The 26,109-nt window shown below is 56.5% G+C and carries 24 protein-coding genes; 4 read left to right on the top strand and 20 right to left on the bottom strand.

The window, feature by feature from the left end; all coding sequences use genetic code 11:
- From mraY to O4G22_RS03470, 7 genes are read right to left on the bottom strand one after another with little or no spacing between them, the layout of a single operon-like run.
- Positions 1-1,104: a phospho-N-acetylmuramoyl-pentapeptide-transferase gene (gene mraY / locus O4G22_RS03500; RefSeq protein ID WP_306702178.1), complete on the bottom strand. Its 1,104-nt coding sequence runs from the start codon at positions 1,102-1,104 to the stop codon at positions 1-3.
- 5 nt (positions 1,105-1,109) lie between these two features.
- Complete coding sequence (locus O4G22_RS03495; protein WP_306702177.1) at positions 1,110-2,483, bottom strand: UDP-N-acetylmuramoyl-tripeptide--D-alanyl-D-alanine ligase; 1,374 nt, start codon at positions 2,481-2,483, stop codon at positions 1,110-1,112.
- Positions 2,484-2,505: 22 nt separating this feature from the next.
- A complete protein-coding gene (locus O4G22_RS03490; protein WP_297405505.1) occupies positions 2,506-4,011 on the bottom strand; it encodes a UDP-N-acetylmuramoyl-L-alanyl-D-glutamate--2,6-diaminopimelate ligase in 1,506 nt (501 codons plus the stop codon).
- A 7-nt stretch (positions 4,012-4,018) separates the two neighbouring features.
- Entirely contained in the window at positions 4,019-6,118 is a 2,100-nt protein-coding gene (locus O4G22_RS03485; RefSeq protein WP_290489571.1) for a peptidoglycan D,D-transpeptidase FtsI family protein, read from the bottom strand.
- Between the two features lie 16 nt (positions 6,119-6,134).
- Positions 6,135-6,479, bottom strand: coding sequence for a hypothetical protein (locus O4G22_RS03480; RefSeq protein WP_046437711.1), 345 nt, complete (start codon positions 6,477-6,479; stop codon positions 6,135-6,137).
- 22 nt (positions 6,480-6,501) lie between these two features.
- The gene (gene rsmH / locus O4G22_RS03475; RefSeq protein WP_306702176.1) at positions 6,502-8,064 is read right to left on the bottom strand and encodes a 16S rRNA (cytosine(1402)-N(4))-methyltransferase RsmH; all 1,563 of its coding nucleotides are present in this window, start codon (positions 8,062-8,064) and stop codon (positions 6,502-6,504) included.
- Positions 8,065-8,073: 9 nt separating this feature from the next.
- The gene (locus O4G22_RS03470; protein WP_046437709.1) at positions 8,074-8,529 is read right to left on the bottom strand and encodes a division/cell wall cluster transcriptional repressor MraZ; all 456 of its coding nucleotides are present in this window, start codon (positions 8,527-8,529) and stop codon (positions 8,074-8,076) included.
- A 156-nt stretch (positions 8,530-8,685) separates the two neighbouring features.
- Here O4G22_RS03470 and O4G22_RS03465 point away from each other — a divergent pair, with 156 nt between their 5' ends.
- Both O4G22_RS03465 and O4G22_RS03460 read left to right on the top strand, forming a co-directional pair.
- Positions 8,686-9,465 carry an MBL fold metallo-hydrolase gene (locus tag O4G22_RS03465; RefSeq protein WP_306702175.1) on the top strand — a complete coding sequence of 260 codons (780 nt, stop codon included), beginning with the start codon at positions 8,686-8,688 and terminating at the stop codon, positions 9,463-9,465.
- A gap of 52 nt (positions 9,466-9,517) precedes the next feature.
- Positions 9,518-10,180, top strand: a complete 663-nt coding sequence (locus O4G22_RS03460) for a trimeric intracellular cation channel family protein (RefSeq protein WP_179218458.1) — start codon at positions 9,518-9,520, stop codon at positions 10,178-10,180.
- Positions 10,181-10,186: 6 nt separating this feature from the next.
- Here O4G22_RS03460 and O4G22_RS03455 read toward each other — a convergent pair whose 3' ends face one another.
- The 10 genes from O4G22_RS03455 to O4G22_RS03415 form a co-directional block, all read right to left on the bottom strand.
- Positions 10,187-10,735, bottom strand: a complete 549-nt coding sequence (locus O4G22_RS03455; protein WP_290489577.1) for an HNH endonuclease — start codon at positions 10,733-10,735, stop codon at positions 10,187-10,189.
- Between the two features lie 53 nt (positions 10,736-10,788).
- Positions 10,789-12,138 carry a tRNA uridine-5-carboxymethylaminomethyl(34) synthesis GTPase MnmE gene (mnmE, locus tag O4G22_RS03450; RefSeq protein ID WP_306702174.1) on the bottom strand — a complete coding sequence of 450 codons (1,350 nt, stop codon included), beginning with the start codon at positions 12,136-12,138 and terminating at the stop codon, positions 10,789-10,791.
- Positions 12,135-13,208 carry a tRNA 2-thiouridine(34) synthase MnmA gene (gene mnmA, locus O4G22_RS03445; protein WP_306702173.1) on the bottom strand — a complete coding sequence of 358 codons (1,074 nt, stop codon included), beginning with the start codon at positions 13,206-13,208 and terminating at the stop codon, positions 12,135-12,137. The genes mnmE and mnmA overlap by 4 nt, the downstream gene beginning before the upstream one ends.
- Before the next feature lie 277 nt (positions 13,209-13,485).
- Complete coding sequence (gene miaA, locus O4G22_RS03440; protein ID WP_290489579.1) at positions 13,486-14,430, bottom strand: tRNA (adenosine(37)-N6)-dimethylallyltransferase MiaA; 945 nt, start codon at positions 14,428-14,430, stop codon at positions 13,486-13,488.
- Positions 14,431-14,474: 44 nt separating this feature from the next.
- Positions 14,475-15,215, bottom strand: a complete 741-nt coding sequence (locus tag O4G22_RS03435) for a GDSL-type esterase/lipase family protein (RefSeq protein ID WP_046437761.1) — start codon at positions 15,213-15,215, stop codon at positions 14,475-14,477.
- The gene (locus O4G22_RS03430; protein WP_306702172.1) at positions 15,196-15,888 is read right to left on the bottom strand and encodes a hypothetical protein; all 693 of its coding nucleotides are present in this window, start codon (positions 15,886-15,888) and stop codon (positions 15,196-15,198) included. Before O4G22_RS03430 ends, O4G22_RS03435 begins: the two co-directional genes overlap by 20 nt.
- Positions 15,837-16,298, bottom strand: coding sequence for an acyltransferase family protein (locus tag O4G22_RS11560; RefSeq protein WP_430538341.1), 462 nt, complete (start codon positions 16,296-16,298; stop codon positions 15,837-15,839). Before O4G22_RS11560 ends, O4G22_RS03430 begins: the two co-directional genes overlap by 52 nt.
- A gap of 46 nt (positions 16,299-16,344) precedes the next feature.
- On the bottom strand, positions 16,345-16,962 hold the full coding sequence (locus O4G22_RS03425) for an acyltransferase (RefSeq protein ID WP_257228760.1): 618 nt from the start codon (positions 16,960-16,962) through the stop codon (positions 16,345-16,347).
- Entirely contained in the window at positions 16,962-18,107 is a 1,146-nt protein-coding gene (locus O4G22_RS03420) for a glycosyltransferase family 4 protein (RefSeq protein WP_306702171.1), read from the bottom strand. The genes O4G22_RS03425 and O4G22_RS03420 overlap by 1 nt, the downstream gene beginning before the upstream one ends.
- A gap of 24 nt (positions 18,108-18,131) precedes the next feature.
- A complete protein-coding gene (locus O4G22_RS03415) occupies positions 18,132-19,355 on the bottom strand; it encodes a glycosyltransferase family 4 protein (RefSeq protein ID WP_306702170.1) in 1,224 nt (407 codons plus the stop codon).
- Between the two features lie 355 nt (positions 19,356-19,710).
- Between O4G22_RS03415 and O4G22_RS03410 the strand changes: the two genes are divergently transcribed.
- Positions 19,711-21,270 carry a lipopolysaccharide biosynthesis protein gene (locus O4G22_RS03410; protein ID WP_343229903.1) on the top strand — a complete coding sequence of 520 codons (1,560 nt, stop codon included), beginning with the start codon at positions 19,711-19,713 and terminating at the stop codon, positions 21,268-21,270.
- A 56-nt stretch (positions 21,271-21,326) separates the two neighbouring features.
- Here the strand turns inward: O4G22_RS03410 and O4G22_RS03405 are convergent, their stop codons facing one another.
- Both O4G22_RS03405 and O4G22_RS03400 read right to left on the bottom strand, forming a co-directional pair.
- Positions 21,327-22,574 (bottom strand): hypothetical protein, encoded by a 1,248-nt coding sequence (locus O4G22_RS03405; RefSeq protein WP_306702169.1) that lies wholly within the window; start codon positions 22,572-22,574, stop codon positions 21,327-21,329.
- 123 nt (positions 22,575-22,697) lie between these two features.
- Positions 22,698-23,045 (bottom strand): glycosyltransferase family 2 protein, encoded by a 348-nt coding sequence (locus O4G22_RS03400; RefSeq protein ID WP_102733714.1) that lies wholly within the window; start codon positions 23,043-23,045, stop codon positions 22,698-22,700.
- A 558-nt stretch (positions 23,046-23,603) separates the two neighbouring features.
- Between O4G22_RS03400 and O4G22_RS03395 the strand changes: the two genes are divergently transcribed.
- Positions 23,604-24,668 (top strand): glycosyltransferase family 2 protein, encoded by a 1,065-nt coding sequence (locus O4G22_RS03395; RefSeq protein WP_306702168.1) that lies wholly within the window; start codon positions 23,604-23,606, stop codon positions 24,666-24,668.
- A gap of 306 nt (positions 24,669-24,974) precedes the next feature.
- On the opposite strand, the gene O4G22_RS03390 is transcribed toward O4G22_RS03395, so the two are convergent.
- A complete protein-coding gene (locus O4G22_RS03390) occupies positions 24,975-26,105 on the bottom strand; it encodes a sulfite reductase subunit alpha (RefSeq protein ID WP_306702167.1) in 1,131 nt (376 codons plus the stop codon).
- Positions 26,106-26,109: the final 4 nt, after the last annotated feature.

Genomic DNA, 26,109 nt, shown 5'->3' with positions numbered 1-26,109 from the left:
TCAGGCGGTGGTTATCAGGAAAAGGCCCAGGAAAGCCAACAGGAGGCTGATCATCCAGAAGCGGGCAATCACCTGCGTTTCCTTCCAGCCCTTGAGTTCGAAATGGTGATGGATGGGGGCCATGGCGAAGATGCGTTTGCCGTGGCGCAGCTTGTAGCTGCCCACCTGCAGGACGACGGACACGGCTTCCATGACGAAGACGCCCCCGATGACGATAAAGAGAAGCTCCTGCGCCGTGCAGACGGCAGCCATGCCGAACGCGCCGCCCAGGGCCAGGGAACCGGTGTCTCCCATAAATACCCTGGCCGGGTAGCAGTTGTGCCACAGGAAGCCCAGGCAGGCCCCTACCAGGGCCATCATGAAGACGCTGATTTCTCCCGCGCCGGGATGGAAGGGAATGTCCAGGGAATCCGCCGTCAGCCAGCTTCCGCAAAGGGCGGCAATGATGGCGTAGGAGATGCCCGTGGCGACGGAGCAGCCGGAAGCGAGGCCGTCCAGGCCGTCCGTCAGGTTCACCGCATTGGAGGCGGACATGACCACCACGACGCCAAAGGGAATGTAAACGAACCATGGCAGGTTTACCTGGCCGTAGAACGGGATGAACAGGGAGGATATGTAGTCGTGAAGTTCCACCCGGGGGCTGCCTTCCGGGTACAGGTACAGGAAGGTGACGCCGGCCAGACCGGCCAGGAACTGGACGAGGAGTTTTTTACGTGCGGAAATGCCGTCCGAGGTTTTTTTCGCCACCTTCAGGTAATCGTCCCGGAATCCCAACAGGCCCAGTGACAGGGTGACGATCAGGCAGGCGATGATGAAAGGATTGCCCATTCTGGCGCACAAGAGGGTGGCCGCCGTCATGGAACCCACGATCAGCACGCCGCCCATGGTGGGCGTTCCCGCCTTGGCCCCGTGGAGTTCCGCCAGTTTGTGCACCTCTTCCGCCGTCCTGATGGGCTGGCCGATTTTCAGGGAAATCAGCTCCCGGATGACCCGTGGGGCGAAGATCATCGTCAGGACAAAAGAAACCAGGCAGGCCAGAAGGGCCCTCCCTGCCGGTCCTGCAAATGCCCCCGAGGGGCTGAACTGTTCAATGAGGGAATGCATACAATTTACTGTGGCGGAAAGGTGAGGTTCATGACTTGCTCCATCCGGGCAAGACGGCTGCCTTTGAAGAGGACGACGTCTCCCTGCGCCGTATGGCCGCGGAGCCATTCGGCCGCTTCCTCCGCGGAGCCGAAGTTCAGGCGTTGAGTGAATGAATTGGGAGAAATAGCGTCCGTAATCCGGGCGGCGTCCGTTCCCACGCTGACGACGCAGTCAAGACGGAGCTCTTCCGCCGTGCGGCCCACCAGAACATGCCCTTCCTCGGAAAACACGCCCAGTTCCCCCATTTTTCCCAGCACCGCAAAGCGTCTGCCGGCGCAGGAAAGCTCTGCTAAGGTGCGCAGGGCGGCCTGCATGGAATCCGGGTTGGCGTTGTAGGTGTCATCCACTACCAGAATGCCGTTGATCCGGGCGCAGTGAAGCCTTCCGTTCGTGAGCCGCGCCTGGGTGAGACCGGAGGCGATTTGCTCTTTCGCAAGACCTGCCACCCAGCCGGCGGCGGCGGCCAGAAGCGCGTTGGTTACCATGTGCCGCCCGTGGACGGGCAATTCCACCTCTTCCCGGCAGAAATCCGGAATGGAAAGGGTGAAGCGTGTCCCTTTTTCCGTGGAGACGGGATTTTCCGCGCGAACGGTTCCGGCGCCAATGCCGCAGTCAATACAGGCGGCGCGGGTGGATTGACGGATCATATCCGCATAATCGCAGTCCGCCGGAAAAATCATGAAGCCGTCTTCCGGCAGGCAGCGTGCCAGCGTGCATTTTTCCCGGGCGATGTTTTCCCGGGAACCCAGGTATTCCATGTGGGAAGTGCCAATGCTGGTGATGATGCCGATTTTCGGGCGCGTCATCTCACACAGGGGGGCCAGTTCCCCGGAGTGGTTCATGCCCATTTCCCATACGGCGGCTTCGTCCGACGGCGCGGCGCGGAGGATGCTGAGGGGAACGCCGATGTGGTTGTTCAGGTTGCCCTGCGTGGCGATGGTGCGGAGCCCCTGTGAAAGAATGGAAGCCGTCAGGTCCTTGGTGGAGGTTTTTCCGTTGGAACCGGTCAGGCCGATGACGGTGAGGGGCAGCCCGGAACGCCACCAGGCGGCCAGCTTCTGAAGGGCTTTCAGCGTGTCCTCCACCAGAATGACGGCGCAGGAGGGATCCATGCCTTCTTCCACACGGCTGACGACGACGGCGGCCGCAGTGCGGGATGCCTCCGGCGCAAACAGGTTGCCGTCAAATTTTTCTCCCCCCAGCGCGAAGAAAACGGCATGTGGGGGCAGATGGCGGCTGTCCGTGCACACGCCTCCGGAAGCGACCCTGTCGAAGGGGCCGCTGACCAGTTTTCCGCCGATGACGTTGCAGATGCCGTGTGCCGTGAGGGAAATCATGAAAGAAAGATGGAATAACGTGTTATGCCTGGGGAAATTCTTCCCGTTCCTTGATGAACATGTTGCGGCGCACTTCCTTGGCGTCGCTGAAATCGATGCGGCCGGTGGAAAGCTCCTGGTAATTTTCATGGCCCTTGCCCGCAATGAGGACGATGTCCCCCAGGCGGGCCTGGTCGATGGCCGTGGCAATAGCCCTGGCGCGGTCCGGAATGATGGCGTATCTGCCTTCCGGCATGCCCGCCGCAATCTGGTTGATGATGGAGAGGGGTTCCTCGCTTCTGGGATTGTCGGAGGTGACGATGCAGGCGTCCGACAGGCGCGCGGCTGCGGCTCCCATCAGCGGGCGTTTTCCCTTGTCCCGATCCCCTCCGCAGCCGAATACGGTAATCAGGCGGCGGGAGCACAGTTCCTTGAGCGTCTTGCAGACGTTTTCCAGAGCGTCCGGCGTGTGGGCGTAGTCAATGAAGATCTGGGCTCCTCCGGGGTGGGTGAATAGTTCCAGCCTGCCGGGAACCTGCGGAATATTCTGAAGGTTCGCAATAGCGTCCCGCACGGGGATGCCGGCGCAAATGACGGCGGCCAGCGCGGCCAAACTGTTGTACATGTTGAACTTGCCGATCAGGGGGACGCGGACCAGATAGCTTTTCCCTTTGTATTCCAGTTCGTACTCGCTGCCTTTGGCGGTGGCGTGGTGCACCAGCATGCGGAAATCCGCCCCCAGGGCGGACCCGTAGGTCTTTACGGTCATGCGGCCGGAAAACATTTCCGCCAGCCGGCGGCCGTAGGCGTCGTCGATGTTGATGACGGCCACGGGTTTCCTCCGGGATCCGGTGTCCTGCGCCATCTGTTCGAACAATTTCGCCTTGGCCTGGAAATAATTCTCCATGGTATGGTGGTAATCCAGATGGTCCTGGGTCAGATTGGTGAAAATGCCCACGTTGAAATTGATGCCGGCCACGCGTTCCTGGTCCAGCGCGTGGGAGGAAACCTCCATGGAGACGCCGCGGCAGCCGTTTTCATACATTTCCTTCAGCAGGTGTTCCAGTTCCAGCGGTCCGGGCGTGGTATGGGTGGAAGGGATGATTTCCTCCCCGTTGTCATAGGCGATGGTGCCGATCAGCCCCGCGCGCAGCCAGGACTGCTTGAGCAGGGAATGGGCAATGTAGGCCGTTGTGGTTTTTCCGTTCGTTCCCGTCACGCCGATCATGGTCATGTGGCGGGAGGGGCGCCCGTTCCAGACCGCGCCCATCAGGCTGACGGCCAGACGGGAATCGTTTACTTCCACCCAGCTGACTCCTGCCTCCCTGGCTTCCTGCGTGCAGGGCATTTCCGCGACGACGGCGCAGGCCCCGCGGCGAATGGCTTCCGGGATGAATTCGTGGCCGTCCGCCCGGGTCCCCTTCAGGGCAATGTAGCAGGAGCCGGGCAGAATGCGCCGGCTGTCGCATTCCAGATGTGAAATTTTCACCTGGGGGGAGCCGGTGAGCGTATGGGAGGGAAGGTCTTTGAGTAAGGTAAGTAGCTTCATGACGGGATTATCTGCGCGGCGGTTTGGATGGAGTAGAAGAGGTCTGGGTTCGGGAGGCTTTTTTATTGGTCTCCGCGGAAGGGGAATTTTTGGGGATGTTCATGGCGGCCGCCAGGCGGGTGGCCAGCTTCTGGAAGACCGGGGCGCATACGGTTCCGCCTCCGGGGTGGCAATGCTTGGAAGTGGGGTCGTCAATGACGACGAGGCAGACGAAGGCCGGGTCTTCCACCGGGAGCATTCCTACGAAGGAGACGGTGTAACGGTTTTCAAAGTAGCCGCCTGTAGGCTTCACTTTGTGGGCGGTTCCGGTTTTGCCTCCCACGTTGTAGCCTTCAATCCGCGCTCTTTTGGCGGTCCCGTCCAGATCCGTGACGTGGAACAGGGCGTTCCGAAGGTCCCGGGCCGTCTTGACGCTCATGACCCGGCATACCTCCACGGGAGGGGAAGGCTGGAAGTTCTTGTCATCCACGTAAATGCCGTCAACCAGCCGGGGGCGCATGCGCACGCCGTCATTGGCGATGGCGGCGTAAGCCATGGCGACCTGCAGGGGGGAGACCATCAGGGAATAGCCGAAGCTGATGCGGGAAAAGTTGACGAAGTTGCTTCCGTCCTGGCACTGGCTGTTGGTTTCCCCCGGCAGGTCGATGCCCGTTTTGGAGGAAAATCCGTACAGGTCAAAGTATTTTTTATACGTGGGCCAGCCCGATTTCAGCGCAATGCGGAAAGCGCCCGGGTTGCTGGATTTTTTCAACACGCCCGCTACGGTCAGACCGCCATAGGAACGGGGGGCGTCCGTGACGGGACGGGAACCGGGCACCGGATAGGGGGTGCAGTTGATCATGGTGTCAAACGTGGCCTTTCCGCTGTCCACGGCGGATGTGACGGAAACGATTTTAAAAGTGGAGCCAGGTTCGTACAGGGACTGCACGGCGAAATGGTAGGCGCCTTCCTGAAGGCCCTCGCGCGTATTTAAATTATAGTGGGGCCGGCTGGCCATCGCCAGAATGCTTCCGGTTTTGGGTTCCACCACAATAATGCAGCCGCGGGGTTTGTGGGTCTGGTCCGTGTAAAAAGAGATGGCGGCGTCCAGTTCCTCCTCCACGATCGTCTGGTACTCCATGTTTACCGTCAGGCGCACGTTCAGCCCGTCAACGGCATCCTTGAAGCGGGAGTCCGCGGAGGGAATGATGCGTCCGCGGCTGTCTTTCCGGTACTCCCTGATGCCGTTGTGGCCCAGCAGCTGGTCGTCCAGCTGTTTTTCCAGGCCGGAAAGGGCCACGGGCCGGGGGCCGCTGTCCTTCGTCTGGGCGATGTAGCCCAGAATATGCACCATGCATTCCGGCACGGAATAAACGCGTTTGGAGGAGGTCTCAAAACGGAACCCCTGGACGCGGGCGTTCTGGATAGCCTGCCGCAGCAGTTCTGCTTTTTCCTCAGACAGGTTTTTGGCAATGACGATGCGCTTCTTGGGAATCGCCCCGTCTTTTTCCACCGTATTGATGATATCCTGCACATTCATGTCCGGCAGGAAGGGGGCAATCACTTTGGCGGCGTATTCCAGGTGCGCCTGCACGTATTCTTTCACCATTTCCGGCTCATAAAGCTCTTCCAGCTTTTTCCTGGCCATGTCCACCCCTTCCGGTCCGTTTTCAGGCTCTTCCAGCAGGATTTTCGCCAGGTTGTGTTCCTTGCTGCCATCCTTTTTACTGGCGGCCTGCCCCAGAATCTTGCTGCGGAAGCCGGAAACGAGCTTTTCCTTTTCCTTATCCGTTGCGGCTTTCTCCCAGAAGGGGGAATGGACGGCCTTGGAATAGGCCAGAGCCCAGCTGATGGTCTTGGGATCGTTCAGGTGATAGCCGTCCGCAATCAGCTCGGAACTTTGCATGTTGCTGGTGAGGATTTCCTCATTGGCGTCCATGATGCGTCCGCGCTGGGGCAACAGAACCTCCCGTTCAATAATGCCGCCGCTGGAAACGCCGCTCGTTTTCCGGGGGGAAACCAGCTGAAGATTGACCAGCGACAACATCAGCCAGATGACCGCCGCGCCCGCCACGCCGCACAGGACGAGGCTTCTTCTGGCGAATCTGGACTTCGTGATCGTGATCATGAACGGCTCAACGCGTTTAATGGCCTGCCGCGGCGATTCGGGAGGCGTTTTCGGAAGAAATGTATTCTACGGCTGAGGGCTCGATAGGCTGTAGATTGGACTTGTCCTGAGCCAGCCTGTCGCGGATGGCCCAGCGGCTGGTCAGGGAGGAAGTCTTGGAGCGGTAATATTCCTTTGTGAGTTCGCAGGAGGCGATCTCTTCATTCATCTGCTTGATGTCGCGCGCGACCTGGATCTGGTCGTTTTTCAGAACGGCATAAGTGATGCCCGCTCCGCAGGTAAGGGAGGCGAAGGCAATGAGCCACATGATCATGCTCACGCTGATCTGGTGGCCGGTGAAACGCTGTTTGAATCTTTTCATGGCGGTGGGGAAAGAGAGATAGTCAGATGATTTTTTCCACGCCGCGCAACTTGGCGCTGCGGGAACGGGGGTTGGTTGAAAGTTCTTCTTCTCCCGCAGTGACGGGCTTGCGGGAAAGCGGGCGGAAGCAGTAATCCGGGTTGGGCCGGGGAGCCGGCCATTCCGGGCGGTCTATTTCCGGACGGCTCCGCAGCTCAAAGAACTGCTTGACCCGGCGGTCTTCCAGACTGTGGAAGGTGATGACGGCCATGCGGCCTCCCTGCCCGAGCAGACGCACGGAGGAATCCAGCAGGGCGTCCAGAGCATCCAGCTCGCCGTTGACGGCTATTCTCAGGGCCTGGAACGTGCGGGTGCCGGGGTGCTGCCTTCCTTTGCGCGGCAGGACGGATTCCACGATGCGGGCAAGCTGTGCGGTAGTGGTGATGGGGGCCTGGGCGCGGGCTTTCCCAATGGCGCGGGCGATGGCGCGGGAAGCGCGTTCCTCTCCGAATTGCCAGAGAATGGCTGCGATCTCTTCTTCCGGGGCCTCATTCACCAGGTTCCGGGCGGAAAAGGCGGCGCGGGTATCCATCCGCATGTCCAGAGGGCCGTCTTCCCGAAAAGAAAAACCGCGGGAGGCGGTGTCAAGCTGGTGGGAGGAAACGCCCAGATCCGCCAGCAGCCCGTCCACCCGGGAAACCCCCTGCTGGGAAAGAATGCTTTCCACATCCTGGAAGTTGCCGGCGAGCGCCTTGAAACGGGAACCGAAGCGCGCCAGCCTGAGTATGGCGGCGCGGCGGGCATCCGCATCGCGGTCAATGCCCCAGACGGTGGCGCCCTGTTCCAGCAGAAGTTCCGTATGGCCGCCGCCGCCAAGCGTGCAGTCCACGATGAATTTGCCGGGGCCCGCTTTCAGCATGTCCACCGTCTCATGCAGCAGAACGGTAATGTGCCGGAAGCCGTTTCCGGAGACGGTGCTGTCCGATTCCGCGTCAACAGCGGCAACGGCGTCATCCCCAAGTTCGGAAATCAGGGCATCCGCCCTGGCCGCGGCTTCCCGGGCTTTCAGGGCTTCCGTGTGGTACGCGTTTTCCCAGTTCATGGAGGGGGCCAGCGCCTTCCAGGAGCAGACCAGTTCATCCACTCCCTTCTCCTCCGTCAGCTCCGCAACCACATGCACATGGTTGCGGCAGACGCTCCACGCCAGTACGCGGCAGGACGTTTCTTCCGCAAGTCCGTTTGCCAGGGCCTGCACTTCCTCCGTGCGGATGTGCGTACCCGCGCCCGCGCGTAAAGAAAGCTCAATATGGTCGTCAAAAGCCCGGTTCAGGTCGGAGGACAATGCGCCCAGCTTGCCATAGGCGCCCTTTTGCCCGGCCAGGGACATTTCCTCCATAAGGCGTGCTTTTTCCTGTTGCCAGGCAACCATATCCTGCGCCGGAAGGGCGTCGTGCCCCCAGAAAACGATGGAATAAGCCGTGAGTTCCGCATGCAGCCCGGTTCTGGCGCCGACGCCCAGGCCGGAAGCGAGCCAGCCCGGGCGCAATGCAAGCGTTGCGCAGGGGCGTGCCTGGGGATCGGGCGGAATGGAAGAATCTGGTGGCATGAAGGAAAGTCAGAGAATGCCGTAGGATTGGTTGATGTCGGAGATGCTGGCGTTCTCACGCCGGGAAACTTCTTCATAGAGAGAGGGTTCCCACAATTCAAAATATCCTCTCCGTGCGGCGAGACGGACGGAGGAACTGAGCTGTGCGTGTTCGCACATTTGTTTGGGTATCAGAAGCTTGCCTTGGGCGTTGATGACAGCCTCCACACAGTTGGCGTATAATTTGCCGATGAACAGGTCGATTTGCGCTTCCGTATAGCCGGGAGTTGCTTCTATCTTGTCAATGAGTTGCTGGAATTTTTCCCGCGTATAGGCTTTGACGGTCGGCAAATCAAGGCGCCGGCCGGATAATAGGAGCAGGGCGCAACCTTCGGAGGGCCTCCATTCTGCCGGAATGGCAATCCGGTTTTTGGGGTCCAGCTTGTGCGTGTATGCACCAAAAAGGTTGTCTGATACACTGCTCATCGCATGCAAGTACACTACGTAGTGACTTCAATACACTTTAATGCACCTGAAATGTCAATCCCGTACTGGAAAAAAGTATTTTTTCATATGCCCATATCCTGAAAAAAGCATGGATACGGTCTTGCTCCCCACCGGGGGCGGTATTATATTCCGCGCATGATGCAGTTTTGCGTGTTGGGCAGCGGCAGCGGGGGAAATGCCACCATTGTCAGGGCGGGGGAAACCGTCCTGCTGGTGGATGCCGGGTTCAGCGCCGCCAGACTGCGGGACAAGATGAAGTCCGCCGGTGTGGAACCGGATGAGCTGGCCGCCATTCTGCTCACCCACGAACACGCGGATCACATGAAAGGCGTGCACCAGTTCACCAGAAAGCATGCCGTGCGTGTTTACGCCACCCGCCATACGGCCATGTGCGTCCAGGAAAAAGCGCCGGAGGCCCCCTGGGCCTATTTTGAAAAGGGCCAGTCTTTCAAAATAGGGGATATCGTCGTTACTCCCTTCCCCACTTACCATGACGCCGTGGACCCGGTGGGATTCAAATTTGAAACGGAACGGTCCAGTCTGGGTTTTATTTCCGATACGGGGCAGGCTCCCGGCTGCATCGCGGAATATCTTGCCATGGTGGATAGTCTGGTGGTGGAATCAAACTATGATCCGGACATGCTGGCGGCCACTCCCAAGAGGCCCTGGCCGCTGAAACAGCGCATCGCCTCCGCGCACGGGCATCTGTCCAATGAGCAGGCGTGCGACCTGCTGAGGCGGATTGCCCATGACGCCCTGAAAAACGTGGTGCTGGCTCACCTGAGCGCAGAAAGCAATTCTCCGGCATTGGCAGAAAGCCTGATGCGTGATACCCTGCATGACATGGGGCTGGCTTCCACCTCCCTGTTCTGCGCCAGCCAGGACTCCTGCCTGCCGTGGATACGGGTCTGCTGAATACGCCTCTTTTCCTGTTCCTCCCGCCATGTTCCTCTCCACCTGTGAAATCATGAGCACGATCATTGGAGCCCTGGCGGGTTCCATCGCTTCCTCGCGGGTGAAGATGGACCTGTTCGGCGTGATTGTCTGCGGCACCCTGGCCGCTCTGGGCGGAGGAACCGTGCGCGACATCCTGCTGGACATACCGGTGTACTGGACGCTCCCTACCGGGGAAATTTTTGTTCTGGCTTCCGTCGTCACCAGCCTGGCAACCTTTTATGTGGCCCAGAAATATCCGCCTCCCATGGGTACTATCCGCGTGGCGGATGCCATCGTTCTGGCTCTTTTCGGCATGATTGGCACGGAAAAATCCTATCTCCACGGCTATACGCCTACTGTTTCCGTGATGATGGGCATTTGTACCGGCGTGGCGGGGGGCCTGCTGCGCGACGTGCTTACCGGCAACGTTCCCTACGTGTTCCGTCCCGGGGAACTGTATGCCACCGCGGCCCTGCTGGGCGGCGTGGCGTACGCCATGCTTTACTATGCCGGAATTGATTCTTCCACCTGCTTCGTGGCTGGTTTCATAGTCACGCTTTCCGTGCGTTTGGCGGCCATCCGCTGGAACTGGAACCTGCCTTCCTACATTCCGTTATTCACCTCGGATGCGGAGCCGGAAGCTCTGGAGGAAGAGGAAAAGGAAATTTTTTCCGGGAAGCCCGGCGCACGGTAATGCGCGCTACTTGTGGAAGCACCCTTCTATGCAGTAAACGGAAAGCTTCTCCACTGACCCGTCCCGTTCACAGCAGGAGCGCATGTTGCAATGCGGGCACAGCTCCCGCACATTTGTTACGTCCAGGGTTCCCCGTTTTTCATGAAGGGAATAAAGGTATTTCAGGTATTTTCCTTCCGCGATACGGTGGTGGTTATCCTTTTCCTTTAATCCCTTCCATTCGTAAAGCCGTTTTCCCCCCTTGGAAGAATTGCAGGACTTGCATACTCTGACGACGTTGTCCGTGGTATCTTCTCCCCCGCAGTTGCGCGGCAGGATATGCTCCGTGGTCAAATCCTTTTTTCCGCCGCAATAAATACATTCCCCGGGATGTTCCATTTCCCTGATCCATTCGCGTACGGAGGAAGACCAATGTATGGTCCCTGCGCAAAGCTCTTTCCATTTGCTCATAACCATGCCGTAATGAGCCTTCCCAAAACCGGAAGATGAGGCAATGATTTTGGCATATTGGTAATAAATGATCTGGCGGACGGATTTGACGGCGGGAGGAGGCATGGTAAAAAGATAAGAGCTGTTTGTTGAATCAGATGTCCGGATTTTCCGGAGCTTTATTTCCCCAGGCAGAAGGAGGAAAAAATGGCGCCCAGCACGTCTTCCGTATCCACGGCTCCGGTGATTTCCCCCAGGTGCGTCAGGGCCTCCCTCAGTTCCAGGGCCGTGAATTCAGGACTTTCCTGGCGGGAAATGGATTCCGAAGCCAGCCGGACATGCTCCCGGCAGAGGCCAAGTTCATGCTGGTGGCGGGCATTGATGGCTACCAGGGAACTGCCCGTTTCACCGGGCAGGGAGGAGGCAAAGGCCTGAACAATGGCTTTCTCCAATTCTTTCCTTCCTTCCCCGGTGGCGCAGGAAAACCGGATGCCGGGCACAGCCTCCCAGTCCGGGTGGATTCCGAGGTCGCGCTTGTTCAGAATAAGCAGCCGGGGGGCGGTGAGAGCAGGGGAGGGGAGGTCTTTTACCCGGGGCATGGAGGCATCCGCTACTTCCAGAACCAGATCCGCGGCTTCAAGCGCCCTGTTGGTGCGGGTAATGCCAGCCTGTTCAATGACGTCGGAAGATTCGCGGATGCCTGCCGTATCAATCAGCCGCAGGGCCAGCCCGGCCAGTTGAACGGATTCCTCCACCGTGTCCCGCGTGGTTCCGGCAATATTGCTGACAATGGCCCGGTCATACCCCAGCAGGGTATTCAACAGGCTGGATTTTCCCACGTTGGGAGGTCCGGCGATCGCCGTTCGGATGCCTTCCCGCAACAGGCGTCCGCCTTCGGCAGTTCGGAGGAGGGCGGAAAGCTTTTCCTCCATGCTCCGGAGGCGCGCCAGCAGATCGGAGGCGGTGTCCGGGGAGATGTCTTCATCCGGAAAATCAATATAGGCTTCAATATGGGCCAGCACATGAACCAGGCTGTCTTTCAGTGCGTCCACCTGGGCGCCGACGCCTCCGTCCAGCTGGGTTTGCGCGGCTTTCAGAGCCAGGTCGCTACCGGCGGAAATCACATCCATCACGGCTTCCGCCTGGGTCAGGTCCATGCGCCCGTTCAGGAAGGCCCTTTTTGTGAACTCTCCCGGTTCCGCAGGGGAGGCCCCGCATTGGTAAAGGCGTTTCAGCAGGCGGTCCGTCACCAGCATGCCGCCATGGCAGGAGATTTCCGCGGTGTCTTCCCCCGTATAACTGGCAGGGGCGGGGAACCAGGTGACAAGCGCCTGGTCAATGGCGGCTCCTTCCGCGTCCCGGATGCGGACCAGTGTCGCCCTGCGCGGCCGGAGGCGTTCCGTGAAAGCCGCGGGGGTGCATTGTTTCAGGATGTCCATGCAGCCGGGGCCGCTCATGCGGATGACGGCGATGGCTCCCTGTCCTGCGGCGGTGGCCTGCGCGGCTATGGTGCGTTCCGGGTCAGTCATGGTTCTATGGATTCAAAAAAGCCGCCCCCGAGCAACTTGCCTCCGTCATAAAAGGCGCAGACCTGTCCCACGGCCAGTGCCCGCAGGGGCGTGTCAAAGGCCAGGTGCACTTTCCCTTCTTCCAGATATTCGCAGGATGCCCATTCCGCCTTGGCCCGGTAGCGGGGCTGGGCCATGACGCGGGCCGGCAGGGGGGCGAGCGTGTTGGAAATGCCGCCGACCACGGCGCGGGACGCGTACAATCCCCGCGTGGACGTGTCTTCATATCCCAGAATCAGGCGGTTGCGTTGGACGTCCTTTCCCACCACCACATAGGCGACTCCCTCCCGCGGGGAGGCGACGCCGTGCCCTTTCCTCTGGCCCATGGTGAACAGATGCAGGCCGTTGTGCGTGCCGAGCATCCTGCCTTCCGTGTCCACGATTTTGCCGGGCTTGTCCGGCAGGTAGTGGCGCAGGAAATCGCTCATTTTTACCTGGCCGATGAAGCAGATGCCCTGGCTGTCTTTCTTGCGTGCCGTGGGGAGCCCGTATGTTTCCGCGAGAACGCGCACTTCCGGTTTCAGCAGATCCCCAAGGGGAAATACGGCGCGGGCTATCTGGTCCGGGCGCATCAGGGACAGGAAGTAGGACTGATCCTTGTTCGGGTCCCGCCCGCGCAGGATGAAAGCCCCTTGCGGCGTGTCCATCCTGCGGGCGTAATGGCCGGTGGCGACGCAGTCGAATCCCTGTTCCAGGGCATAATCCAAGAAGACACCGAACTTCATTTCCCGGTTGCACAATACGTCCGGGTTGGGCGTATATCCGGCGCGGTAGCCTTCAATCAGATAATTCACGATGCGGGCGCGGTATTCGTCCACCAGGTCGATGACCCGGAATTCAATACCTGTTGTTTTGGCGACGGCCAGCGCGTCCTGAATGTCCTGTTCCCACGGGCATTCTCCGGGAATGCCTTCGTCATTCACCCAGTTTTTCATGTAGGCCCCCACTACGTCATGGCCCTGCTCCACGAGCAGGGCCGCTGCCACGGAGCTGTCCACTCCGCCTGATAAGCCTACAAGGATGCGTGCCACGATGCTGGAAAAAATATGGGGTGATAGGGCGGACCGCTTTGAGAAAAGTTTTGCCGCCTGCCCCTGTAAACCAAAGATGTTTCCGTAAGCCAAGACAAAAAGCGCGGAAGACAGGCATCCTGGCTTGGTTATTCAACGAAGCTTTCGACAGATCTTTGACTTTTTAGCGGGCGGCGTAAGCTCAATCTGCCATGCGTATCCTGTGCCCATGGTTCGTGGCGGCGTGCGTTATGAATGGCGTCTGGCATTTTTCCCGCTGTGGGACGGTTCCGGATATTTAACGGCGTATGAAAGAGGGTGAAGATTCCAGTTCCTTCATGATGCGTTCTGCAAGAACCCGGGGAGAGTCGGAAGGGAAAGCCGGAAGTTTCCGGAGCCATTGTTCGCGTTTCAGCCAGGTGCGCTGCCGTTTGGCGTATTGCCGGGTGGCGAGGGCCAGCTGGATCTGGCAGTTTTCACGGGAGATTTCCCCGCGCAGCATGCTTCGTATCAATGCCAGGCCCAGGGTGCGTTCCGCTGTGGCGGAGCATGGGCCGAGGGAAGCCGCTTCCTCCACCGCGCCCTCCTGCATCATGCGTGCGGCACGGCGGGCGATTCTTCCGTCCAGTTCAGGAACATCCCTGCTGATGACCCAGCCGGGTCCGCGTGGCGGGGCCAGCCAGTTCCTCTTCCAGAAGGAAAGAGGTTTCCCTCCGGCAAGGACGATTTCCAGATTGCGTTCCACATAACGCCGGTTGGCGGCATCCGTCGAGGCCGCTCCTTCCGGGTCCAGGGAAGAAAGCCTGGCGTATAGCGCTTCCGTGGAACAGTCCGCGAACGAGGCGCGGAGAGCAGCGTCCCCCGGTGGCGCTTCCGACAGGCCGTGGGAGAGGAATTTAAAGTACAGGCCGGAACCTCCCGTGACGATGGCTATTTTCCCGCGTGCGCGGATTTCTTCCATGCAGCGCATGGCGCGGTGGTAGTGTTCCGTGGCATTCCAGTTCCTTTGGACGGGAATAATGGAAACCATGTGGTGGGGAACCCGTTCCCGGTCCGCCGGGGAAGGCGCCGCCGTCAGGATGGGCATTTCCCGGTACACCTGGTAAGCGTCGGAACTGACAATTTCTGCGTCCAGCATCTCCGCCAGTTCCACGGCTGCCGCGGATTTCCCCGACCCGGTGGGACCTGCCAGGAACAGGGTCATGGGAAATGCTGCCTGATTGGGTGGAAAAGGTTCAATCATAACATGGAGTGATGACGGATAGAGCTTGTTGTTTTTGTGAGGCCCTAAAGACTGCTCCTGCTTAAAAGCTGTTGGAGGAAGCGGAAAAGCGGAGGCGAGATGGCTTCATATCCCAGGGCGTTGAGATGAAGGCCGTCCCAAGTATAAAGGCTGGCATCCTTTCCCGGAAGGAAGAAATGAAGGGGGAGGACATGGACATTTTTTCCAAAGTCGTGTTGGAGCAGACAATTTCTGAAGGTTTCCATGCGCGACCCTTTTTGCGCGATAAGCGGGGGAATGACAATGATGGCGGTCGTCTCCGGGCTGTAAATCTCCCTGATTTTTTTGACGATGGCCACGTTTCCCTGAAAAGCCGTCCATCCCAGGCTTTTTTGCACTCCCAGATTGTTGACTCCCGAATACAGGACGATTATTTTGGGAGTCAGCGGGCTTGTCAGGCCGTCATTGATGCGCCAGAGCAGGTTGCCCGTGGTCTCGCTTCTGGTTCCCAGGTTGAGGCATCCCAGAGGGGAAAACCAGGTTTCCCAGGAACGTTTCCCTTCTCTCAGCCAGAATTCCATGGTGGAGGAGCCCAGGAACAACACGGGGGCATGGGGATTCAGCCGGGCGTTGCGTTTGTCCTGCCGGTGTTTTTCCAGCAGGGCGCCCTGTTCCGGGGAATAGGGCAGGGGATGGACAGCCAAATGGTAACGGTAGGCGTGTTTGGCGCACCAGACGGCGCCTAATGCGGCCGGAACGGTTAAAAGAAAAAAGAGAATACAGGCCTTAATTTTTTTTGGGAACATGGGTGATGCGGTCGTTGGCGACATAGGGCAGACAGGCCGGGAAGAGTTTTCTCAGGAAAAGGTAGAATGCGACGATAAGGAAAATGATGGCGGGGATTAATACAAAGGGAGCGAAAAAGGATTGTTTCCAAATATGGGTGGGGATCAACATGATTAAAGGGTAATGAAGAACGAATATCAGGAAACAGGCGGGAGCATAGTTGGACAGCTTTCTGGCGACGGGAATTTTCTTTTCCAGCCAGATTCCAAGGGCCATGAGAAGAAGCGCCCCGAAGACAGGGCAGAGGGAATTCAAATGGACAGCCGGCCAGGAGATGTTCCATACTCCATAAGATGCCAGTATTTTGTGCATGTTCCATTCTGGGTTATTCTGGCAGACGCTTAAATAGTTGGTGATGCTGAGCAGAAACCCGGCGCCTACGGCGAGCAGGACGAAGGGAGTAAAGGAATTTTTGTAAAAGTGTTTTACTTCAGCCAGTTTGATGGAAGACAGGAAAAGGCCCAGGCTGAACAGGGAGACAGTGAATGGAGCAAGAGTGATTTTGTTGGACGGCACGGGGTATTGGAGCCAGTCCGTGCTGAAGCAAATCAGGATCAGGACAAAAACCGGATATTTCAATTTCAGCAGGATGGGGAAATGAGGGAGCAGAGAATAATATCCCTCAAAAACCATGTGGGCGGGGAAAAGGGCTCTCCCGTCAATTCATTGATGGAAAAAGGAATAAAATCGGGAGTGAAAAGGGAGCGGAAGCCTACAAGATTGCATAAGTATTCCGGCAATTCCATATTCATGATTCCCGGATGGAGGAAAGAGATGACTACATTCCAGAACAGAAAGGGAATGAGAAGCGTATAACCCCGTTTGAACGCTTTTTTCCAGGAATTATTCCGGCCCATGAAATAACCTGCCAGAATCAGGAAAAATGCCACGCGGCCGTTGAAAACCGGAAGCTGGAACAGGCTGGCGAAAGAAAAGGCCGGCGCGTGGACGCATACAATCAGGCATGCCGCGAGGAATCGGGATATGTCAATCCAATGTTCCCGGGATGAGGGTAATAAAATTGTAGGATTTTGCGGTGTCATGAAAGAGTCTGCCTTTGGAGCCCCCTGAGGCAGGCAGGGGAAATGCTCAAGGGCAGATGGCTTGTTGTGTTTCCCGGGGATGTTTGAGACGTTCGGGGAGCGGTTTATTTACTGCGGGATTTCCGATGGCCAGGCAGCCGGGAGGCACATCCCGGGTGACGACGGCTCCTGCGGCGACTACGGAGCCGGAGCCGATGGTGACTCCTTTCAAAATGGTGGCCCTGGCTCCGATGAAGCATCCTTCCCCGATGGAAATGGGCTGCCCCTGTTCGGGCTGCCCCAGAGTTGATCCCCACCTGGAGCCGCTCCGGGGATAGTGCATGTCGTTGTCCAGAATCAGCGCGTCCGCTCCTATCAGCGTGTGGCGTCCGATGCGGATGCCGTTGACGCAGACCAGGGCGGCTCCGCTGATGCCGCAGCCGTCCTCCAGAATGATGCTTGCCTGATTGGAAAGGGCGGCTAGGCAGGTGTGATGGGAAAGTACCGGATTCATCCGGGTCAGGGAGTGGATGGTGACTCCGTTGCCGATGGTGATGGACGCTCCCGGGAATTTTTTAATGAGGGGAAGCCCGGAAAGAATGACGCCCGTTCCGGTGCGCACCCCCTTGAGCCTGAGCAGCAGACGTCCTATTCCTGAAAGCAGATGGATAAGGAATAATTTCATCAGCGTGAATACAGCATGGTATGATAACGTGACAGGCACCCGGTTACTGTCTGCTTTACGTCCAGCAGGCGGCGGCATTCCTGATGCCGCTCCATTCCCATGGACATGGCCTTATCCAGGCTGGCTGAAAGTTTCTGCGCGGCCTCCCTGATGGCGTCGCTGTTGCGGACCGGGACAATATAGCCGGATACGCCGTCCTGGACATATTGAGTCTGCCCGCCTTCTTCCGTGGTGATTACCGGAAGGCCCATGACTCTTGCCTCCTTCACGATATTGGGGCAGCAATCCCCCAGGGTGGGATGCACCAGGAACCACGCCGTGGAGAGGCGCTGCTGGAGTTCTTCGCGGGAAATGCCGCCCAGCCAGTGGATATTGGGGGTGGACCGGGCTTCCAGCCTTTCCCTGAGGGCGCCGTTGCCCGCCACGAACAGCTGGACATGGGAAAGGGACGGATGCGTGAAGGCCTCCACCAGATAGGAGATGCCCTTCAGTTCGTAAATGGTTCCGGCAAAGAGGCAGGAAGGTTCTGGAGACGGGCTTCTGTCAAGATGGTAAAAGGAAGGTTCCACGCCGTATTCCATGCAGGACAGGCGGGCCTGGGGGGCAATTTCCGCAACGCGGTCGCATGCCCAGGGGGATTCGCACGTGATAAGATCATAATGTTTGACGGCCATGCGTTCCCAAAGGGCCTGCATATGGAGGAGGAAGGCCTGCGGAGCGCGCTGGCAGTAGGCGGTGAGGGCCCCCTGGTAGGAAAGGAGCTTCTTTCCCCGGAAAGCAATCCCCGCCAGAGCGTAAGCCTGCTCCACGCCCCATACGTGCAGGAGGTCCGGCTGGATATCGTTCAGGGTCTTGCGTATTCTCCGGACGGTCAGGAAATGGGCCGTCAGGATATTTTTGCCCATGCTGCCCAGGGGAAGAATATGGATGGTCTGGTTGCGCATCCGGATAGTTTCCGCGGCGGAAACGGCTTTGCTGAGAGTAATCCAGTGGATGTCAAAATCTTCCTGAGATTCCAGAGCATGGAAAAGGGAAAAAATCCAGGGAATCGCACGCCGGTCCTTGTTGCGGAAAGACGTCAGCAGCCGGCCCAGAGGGAGATCCGCTGCTATGGCTAATACGGGACGGGGGCGTTTGGGCGTCATGGATTGGGAAAAAGGGGCAAGGGGTTAGCAGGTGGATAAATGGTCCGGAACGATGGAGGACGCGAACGGAGACTTTTCTCCCGGACGGATGGAGGAAAAAAGCAGTTCCTCCCACTTCCTGTTTACTGCGTCGGGGGCGTAACGGGCTTCCCATTGCCGGAGGCCCTTACGTCCCAGTGTTTCCCGTGTTGTTTCGTCCGTCAGCGATTCCACAGCTTTTTCCAGCGCGGAGGGGGATGCGTTTTTCAGGACGATTCCCCCTTCCAGGGTGGAAAGGGCTCCTGCATCCGGAGCGAACCAGGGAACGCCGCATGACATCGCCTCCAGAATGGAGAGGGGTTGCTGTTCCTGGAAGGAGTAAAGAAAAACGGCATGGCTTTCCGTAATGGCGGCTTCTACCTCCGGACGCGGGAGCCTGTAGAGAATCCTGAATCTGGGATCATCCCCGATGGCCTGTTCCATTTGTTCCGCATAGGAATTGCGCTGGGGAATGAGAAAAAGAAACGTGATCTGCTGAAGATGGGTGCGTTTCACATGGCGGATGAAGAGAAGCTGCCGTTTCCTCATGCTGGCGCTGGCGGGGCAGGTGAAAACGGGGGTGGAGGAAAGTCCGTATTTTTCCCGGAAAAAAGGAGCGGTTCTTTTCAGAGCCGGGAAGGTGTTGGGAATGCAGGAATAATTGGAAAGTTTGCGTCTGGATGCGTAATAATAATCAAAGCTTTTGAAAAGTGTTCCGTAAGGGTCGAGAAAAACGAGGCGGTTTAGAGGTGATTTCCGGCATACGTTGAGGATATTCCTGCGTATTTGGAAAAAGGAGCAGAGCCATTTTTTCAGACCGAAAAAAGGAGGGTAGTTAAGGCGGAAAAAAGAATGGAAATTGGTGGCTGTTCCATGGGAGCGGAGGAAAAATGGAATGCCTGAATCCCGTGCCGCGTCCAGCAATTCTTCCCGGCACCAATCCGCCCAGGAGTGGTAGATAATAACATCCGGCCGGAAATCTTCCAGAAACCCGTTCAGATATTCCCTTAAGCGGGCTCTGTTCTTAGTCAGGGTGTCCGGCAGGGTGGTGAGAGGGCTGTATGGGCGGGAGCGGAAAGAATCCTCCGGTGAATCCAGAGGGCGCGTGAGGACATGGATGTCCCAGCCCAGGGAGTTCAGGCTGCGGGCCATCTCATAGGCAGCCATGCCCACGCCTCCTTCTTCCGGAGGAAAAACATATGTAACGATGAGAATCCTGCCCTTGCTCACGGGCGGTAATGTAGATGAAAAGAAGAAATAAAACAAGGACACTTTATGGAACTGTTCCGGATCATGGCCCTGTAAAAATGAGGAATTTGTTTTTTTCCGGTGATCGGATAAGGAGTCTGCATGGGACCGGACGATTTTGTCCGGTTTCTATTCCCTGTGAAGGCCTGTTGGCCGGGGCTTCATAAAAAGATATTGATGCAGCAGAATGTTGTGTTAGATTGGCACCGCTTTCCGTACCCGTATGGCCGGCAATATCCCGTTGGCGTATTGCCGGTTGAATAAATAATCCGGTTATCAATAAAACAGGTATTTTTAACTTTTCCCGGGAAAGGATGAAATTGATGGAATAAATAATATGGAAGAATCCCGCGTAAAGAAAAGCCTGTTGAACGCCAGGGTCAATCTCATTTTTTATGTTTTGATTCTTCTCATTTCTTTTTTTTCAAGGAAAATATTCTTGAATTGCCTGGGTGCCGATTTTGTCGGTTTGACGGGAACATTAATGAGTCTGCTGAATTTCCTCAATTTGGCGGAACTTGGCATAAGCACGGCTATCGGGTATGTGCTTTACAAGCCTATCTTTGAGCATGATGAAACCAGGATTAATGAAATTATCTCCGTGCTGGGATACATGTACCGGTGGATAGGGCGGCTGATCATCGCGGCTGGAGTAGCGCTTTCCTGTTTCCTCCCGGTTATTTTCCCTTCCACGGGCTTTTCCTATGGAATCATCTATTTTGCTTATTATTCCTTTCTGGCCTCTTCCCTGATCGGGTATTTCGCCAACTACAGGCAGACCCTTTTGGGAGCGGACCAGAGGAATTACGTGGTGGCGTTTTATTTCCAGACGGCATCCATCATCAAAATCATATGCCAGATGCTGTCAGCATGGTATACGGGAAGCTATTATCTATGGATAGGGATAGAACTGTTCTTCGGCATTATTTACTCCTTCATCCTGAATTGGAAGATCAATCAGGTATATCCCTGGCTGAAAAGCAATGTGGCCCTGGGGAAGGAACTGTTCAAAAAATATCCTGAAGTCACTAAATACACCAAGCAGCTGTTTATGCATCGGCTGGGAAGCTTTTTCCAGTTTCAGATGACGCCGTTTCTGGTATATGCCTTTGTTTCCCTCCAGATGGCGGCCTATTTCGGCAACTATTCCACCATTGTGGATAAACTGCACCTTCTGGTCAATAATCTGCTCGGCAGTACGGAAGCCAGTGTGGGCAACTTGATTGCGGAGGGAAATGAGGGAAAAATCCGCAAAGTGTTTAGTGAGCTGTTTTCCCTGCGCATGCTGATTGCCGGCACGGTATGTTTCCCCCTTTACCAGCTTCTGGAGCCATTCATCACGCTTTGGCTGGGGGCGGAATATATCCTTCCCCGGGAAATCATGCTGTTGCTTGTCATCAGGCTGTTCATCACCATTACGCGGGGGGTTGTGGATCAGTTTTTATACGGTTACGGTTTGTTTTGGGATGTGTGGGCTCCTCTTGCGGAAAGCGTGATCAACATTTCCGTGGCGATCATCGGAGGTTACTTATGGGGATTACCCGGCGTTCTGTTGGGGGGAGTCTCCAGCCTGATACTTATTGTGGGCATATGGAAGCCCTTCATGCTGTATAACTGGGGATTCAGAAAAAATGTGATGAGTTACTGGTTCCAGTTCGGTTACCAGCTGGCGCTGGTTTCGATTTCGGCCGTGTTCATGGACTGGATCTGGAAATTCGTTCCTCTGCAGCCTTCCGCATCTTTCTTCTCCTGGTTTTTATGCGCCTTTCTCATGGCCGTCTCCTATGGCGGAGTGACGGTTCTTTTAATGTATTGCGGTACGCAGGGCATGCGCGGCATGGCGCACCGCGCGGTGGCGATTGTGGAAACCCGGTTGCCGTGGCGGAAGAAAAATTGAATAGGGACGTAGAGGCGTTGCCGGCAGCAGGAAGGGGAACGTTGCGTTATTCATGCTCATTCTTCGGTAGCCGTTTCGGCTTCCGGGTCAACAAAATCCTCCACCGCCTCGGAGACAATGATATTGCTCTCCATGGAGGAAAACCCGTAATAAGCCGGATTGACGTTATTGCAATGCAAGTGCATCGTCGCCGGAAGGAAAGCTCCGGACAGAGCCCAGCTATTGGCATTCTCCATATCGAGATAGTATCCGGAAAAGGGATAAATACTCTCAAAGCAATGAACCCCCTTCACCGTAGCGATCTTGACGCAGCCGCGGGTGGAATTCCCGCCATGCAGCAGCCATAACGCTCCCCTGTCTTCGGTATCGTATCCCCCGTCCTGGTATTGCTCGTAAACCACCGCGTACACGCAGACGGGATAACCGGAATTGATAGACGGCTCCGGCGCGAGGGCCTGCGTCGTCTTCATCTTCCATTTCTGCTCGGCATTGGAATAATAAATCTCCCGGACACGAATATGATACCCCCCTGCGGCTGCATCCCGGACATGATCAAACGTAATGTCAATAATCTCCCCAATCTTATATCCGCCCGCCGCCTGATCCGGCACCAGCGTAAACGCGTCCCTGTCCCGTCCCATGCGCGCAATCGTCGTCATCTGTCCGAACCTGGCCGTGAATTTAGCGCTGACGGAAGGCAGGCGCACCGGAGCCACCCACCCCCGGATGCTGGAATAATTGTGCATGGGTCTCGCGTTGGTCACGAGGCCGCATTTCACGGTAAAAGAGGAATTGGGAGGAACATTGAAATAAAGGGAATTGGGTTCCTTGTCTGTTTTGAAAACCGTCCCGTTGGAAGACGAGCAATCCGCCGGGAGCGGATAACACCTGACGGAAAAAGCGTCCGTCACGGCGGCCAGCCCGGCGGCGTACAGGCGGTTGACCGCTGACATATCTGTTGCCGCCCCCACGGCAAGCGGGATATTAATGCCGCCGTTGGCGTTGACGGTCCCCGTAAAAGTGCCGGATTCCGCCGTCAGGTTTTTTAATTCGGCATTTTCTCCTTGCCTGATGCCGTTCTGGCCCGGCAGCCCTGGAACGGCTGTTTTGAAAACCTGGGTGATCAAAGCGTCTTCATCGGATACTTCTATGGTGTCCGTCGGGGCCGCAAAACCGTATTGCCCTTTTTTCTCTGCTTCCAGAATAAGCATGGACGTCTCTCCGGAATTGAAAATGGCGCTTACAGTACAAGCTTTTGTACAGGTCATTACATAGGAACTTCCCTTAATAGTATCAACTTTCATAAATGAATGATTTTTTTACTATTGATAAAACTCCGGAAAAATCATCAGGCATAAAACGTTGAGGCGTTCCTGAAGGCATATGCGGACGGTTTTTCCCGGATTCGGGAAAATTCCGGAAGGTAGTTAAGTCGGCTTGTTAAAAAATAGTCGGCTCCGGCATTTCCCCATAAAAGGCGGCTTGTAAATGGCCGGGTAACAAAAAAATAAGGCATCTCCTTCCGTATTTCTACAGATGCCGGCCTTGTAAAAGCCGTTTGCCCTTTCCCAGGAGGCATCGCGGAGATTTCTTTCAATACTTGTAGAACAATCCGTTATCCTGGCGAATGCTGTTGGGATGATGGAAGCGAGCTCATCGGAAGAACCGATTTCAACATCCTGAAATGTTTGAACCAGTACTGACTGAAGGACGGCAGCAATATCATCTTTCAGATGATAAGCCGGAATCATAATGCTGAAAAACGGTTTCTGCATGTAAGGGGAATGATGAACTGCTTTGTGAATGGAATGGAAATCAGGATATGGAGGAAATGATCCGATGGTTCTGTAAGCATCATGACCGGTGAATGGCGGGGGGTAAAAGACGTCGTCCCTCCTCCATGATTTATCGGCGCGTGAATGAACCTTTCACAGCGAATTCCAAATCCGATTGGGAAATTCCGTATTCATCGCGAATCAAAAGAAAATTATCCCAATACCTCATGGAGCGTAGCGGGTTGTTGAGGTATTCCGGTTCGGTCTGGTTCAAAGAGTTCTATCATTTTAAAAAATAATTGTTTATGAAAAAATGAGTGGTTTGGGGGCAGTAATGGAAAGCAAAATTTTTCGCCCTGTTTTCCTGGCTTCGGGCCCCCTGCCCGCAAAGGGGGAGTTTTTGATCATAGAACGTCCGCGCAACATAAGTTCCTTGGTGTAAAAATCAACCCTTGACCCCGGATTTGGAATCCGGTATGAACGTGACGCCTTATTAATGAATAGAGAAGGACATTGTCCTCTTCATGGTTGACGTTTTCTTTTCCGTGTTTTTTCTTCATGAACCCTTCGGAACTTCCTTCCATCAGCATTATCCTGACCGGGCATAATGAGGAGAGCTGCATCAGGGATGCTATCCGGAGCGTATTCGGGCAGGATTATGAAGGACCGGTTGAAATTATTCTTTCGGATGACGGCTCTTCCGACGGGACCTTCGCTGTCATGCAGGAAATGGCGGCTCAATATAAGGGGCCGTACCGGGTAGTCCTGAACCGGAATGAAACGCCGCTGGGGCGCGGGCCTCATATCCGGCAGGCGATTGGTCTGGCTTCCCATGAATGGATTCTCCGTCAGGATGGGGACGATTGTTCTTTCCCCTGGAGATGCAGGCTTTTTGCCTGGGCGGTGATGGAACGCCCGGATGCCGTGGCTGTGGTCAGCCAGATGACCAGCGTCTATGAGGAACCGGGCGTTGCGTTTGAATTCCCGGCCTTCCCTGCTGCTCCGCGGGAAATGCCGACTCTTGCGCTTCAGGAGGGGGCCTTTTCTTCTGCCGCCCATTACGGCGGAAGCATGATGATCAGGAAGAGCGCCTGCGAATGGGGCAACTCCCTGCGGATGACGGCCAGTTTTGAAGACGATTTGATGGGGTTTCACGCATGGCTTCAGGGCAATATTTATGAAATGCCGGGCATATCCTTATATTATTACCGGTTTGCCCTTAAAAATATTTGCGCCGTCAACAGCGCGTTCCGGTTTGCCGACATGCGGACGGCGGAGGCCTTTGAAAAAAGGGAGCTGGAAATGAAAAGCCAGTTGAAAAAAAGCAAGGAGGCGGGGCTGGAATTGTGCGGGGAATTACTGGAGGGCCTTGCTCCGGTTTTTCGTTCGCTGGAAGAACTGCTTGCCGAAATGGAGGAGAGGAGAAAAATAATCAACAGCATTGACCGGCAGCAGGATTGGTGGAGTTATTCCTTTGGGCAGAGATGGGCCTTAAGGCGGCCGGGATGGATGGGGATCGTCCACTGCCTGCCGCAGAAGCTGTATTTGTTCTGCATGGTCTTCTTTTTCAAGCTCAGAAAAGTAAAAAGGGCCGTTTGCGGAACGCGGCAGACTTTGGAGTGAGGGTAAGGAAACGCTTGAAGCGGGGGGAGAACTTTTGCTCGGATGGATTCTTTTCAGGCCGGCGTTATTTTTTACGGAGGGGGGGAGCGGAAGATGGCTTTTCTGGATTGAAAGAAGCCGGCGTTCGGACAGGGGAGGGTGTTTTATTCCGGCTGGGATTGACGGGAAAACAGCCGGAGCCGTCATGGAGGAAGCCGGGAGAGAGGCCGGATTGATGCGTAGCGGTTTTCTCTGGAAAAAGAAAAAGCGCCTTCCCAAAAATGATGGAAAGGCGCGGTAGCAAAATTAGGGGCGTTGTCTCGGATATTAGTACACGTCCCGCTGGTAACGGCGGTGCTGCTTCATGTCCGCCACATATTCCGCGGCTTCCTCCGGAGTCTTATGGCCCCAGGTCTGGATCACTTCATGAAGGGCGGCATCTACATCCTTCGCCATGCGGGAGGCGTCTCCGCAGACATAGAAGCAGGCGCCGGCTTCCAACCATTTCCAGAGCTCTTCGCCTTCCTGAACCATGAGGTGCTGCACATACACCTTCTTTTCCTGGTCGCGGGACCAGGCCACGGACAACTTCAGTTTACCGGTGCCGGTCAATTGGGTCAGCTCATCTTCATAACAGAAGTCAGTAGCCCTGTACGGATTGCCGAAGAACAGCCAGTTGCCGCCCTTGGCGCCGGAAGCGATGCGTTCCTCCCAGAATGCCCGGAAGGGGGCGATGCCGGTGCCGGGGCCTACCATGATGATGGGAGTGTCCCCGTCTTCCGGCAGACGGAAATTTTTGTTGGTATGTACGAATACCCTGGCCGTATGGCCCGGCTGGAGGCGGTCCGCCATGTAGGTGGAGCAGACGCCGCCGCGCTTGCGGTCACGGGCCGTGTAACGCACCGCGCCCACGCACAGATGAACCTGTTCGGGATGGGCGTTCGGGCTGGAGGCGATGGAATAAAGGCGCGGCATGATCTTTTTCAGAATGCCGGTGAAAGCCTCCGCGGATTCGAAGGAAGCGGGGTATTCCGTGGCCAGATCCAGCATGTCCCGGCCCCACAGGAAATCGTTGAGGGCGTCTTTATCCCCGGCCAGAAGCGCGTCCAGCTCCTGGCTGCCGGAAGCGGCGGCCCATTTGGTCAGCAGGGCTTTGTTGACATTGGTAATGTCATAGCAGTGAACCAGGGCGTCCTTCAGGCTTGCAGTTTCCCCTTCCGGCGTGGGAACCTGGGAATCTGGGCTGAGGCCGAGCTTGTCAATCAGAGCGTCCGCCAGGGCCGGATCATTGGAGGGAATGACGGCCAGGGCATCCCCGGCAATGTAATTCATCCCGGAACCGTCCAGGCTGTATTCAATGTGGATGGTTTCCTTGGGACTGCCTTCTCCGGTGATGTGCTTGACGGAGAGGACGGGAGCGGGAAACGGATTTTTTTTGCCGTATGGTTCAGTGGTCATGATG

The organism is Akkermansia muciniphila, from assembly GCF_030848305.1.
In the GTDB taxonomy this organism is placed as follows: domain Bacteria; phylum Verrucomicrobiota; class Verrucomicrobiia; order Verrucomicrobiales; family Akkermansiaceae; genus Akkermansia; species Akkermansia muciniphila_A.
This window is presented reverse-complemented; position numbering and strand designations above follow the sequence as displayed.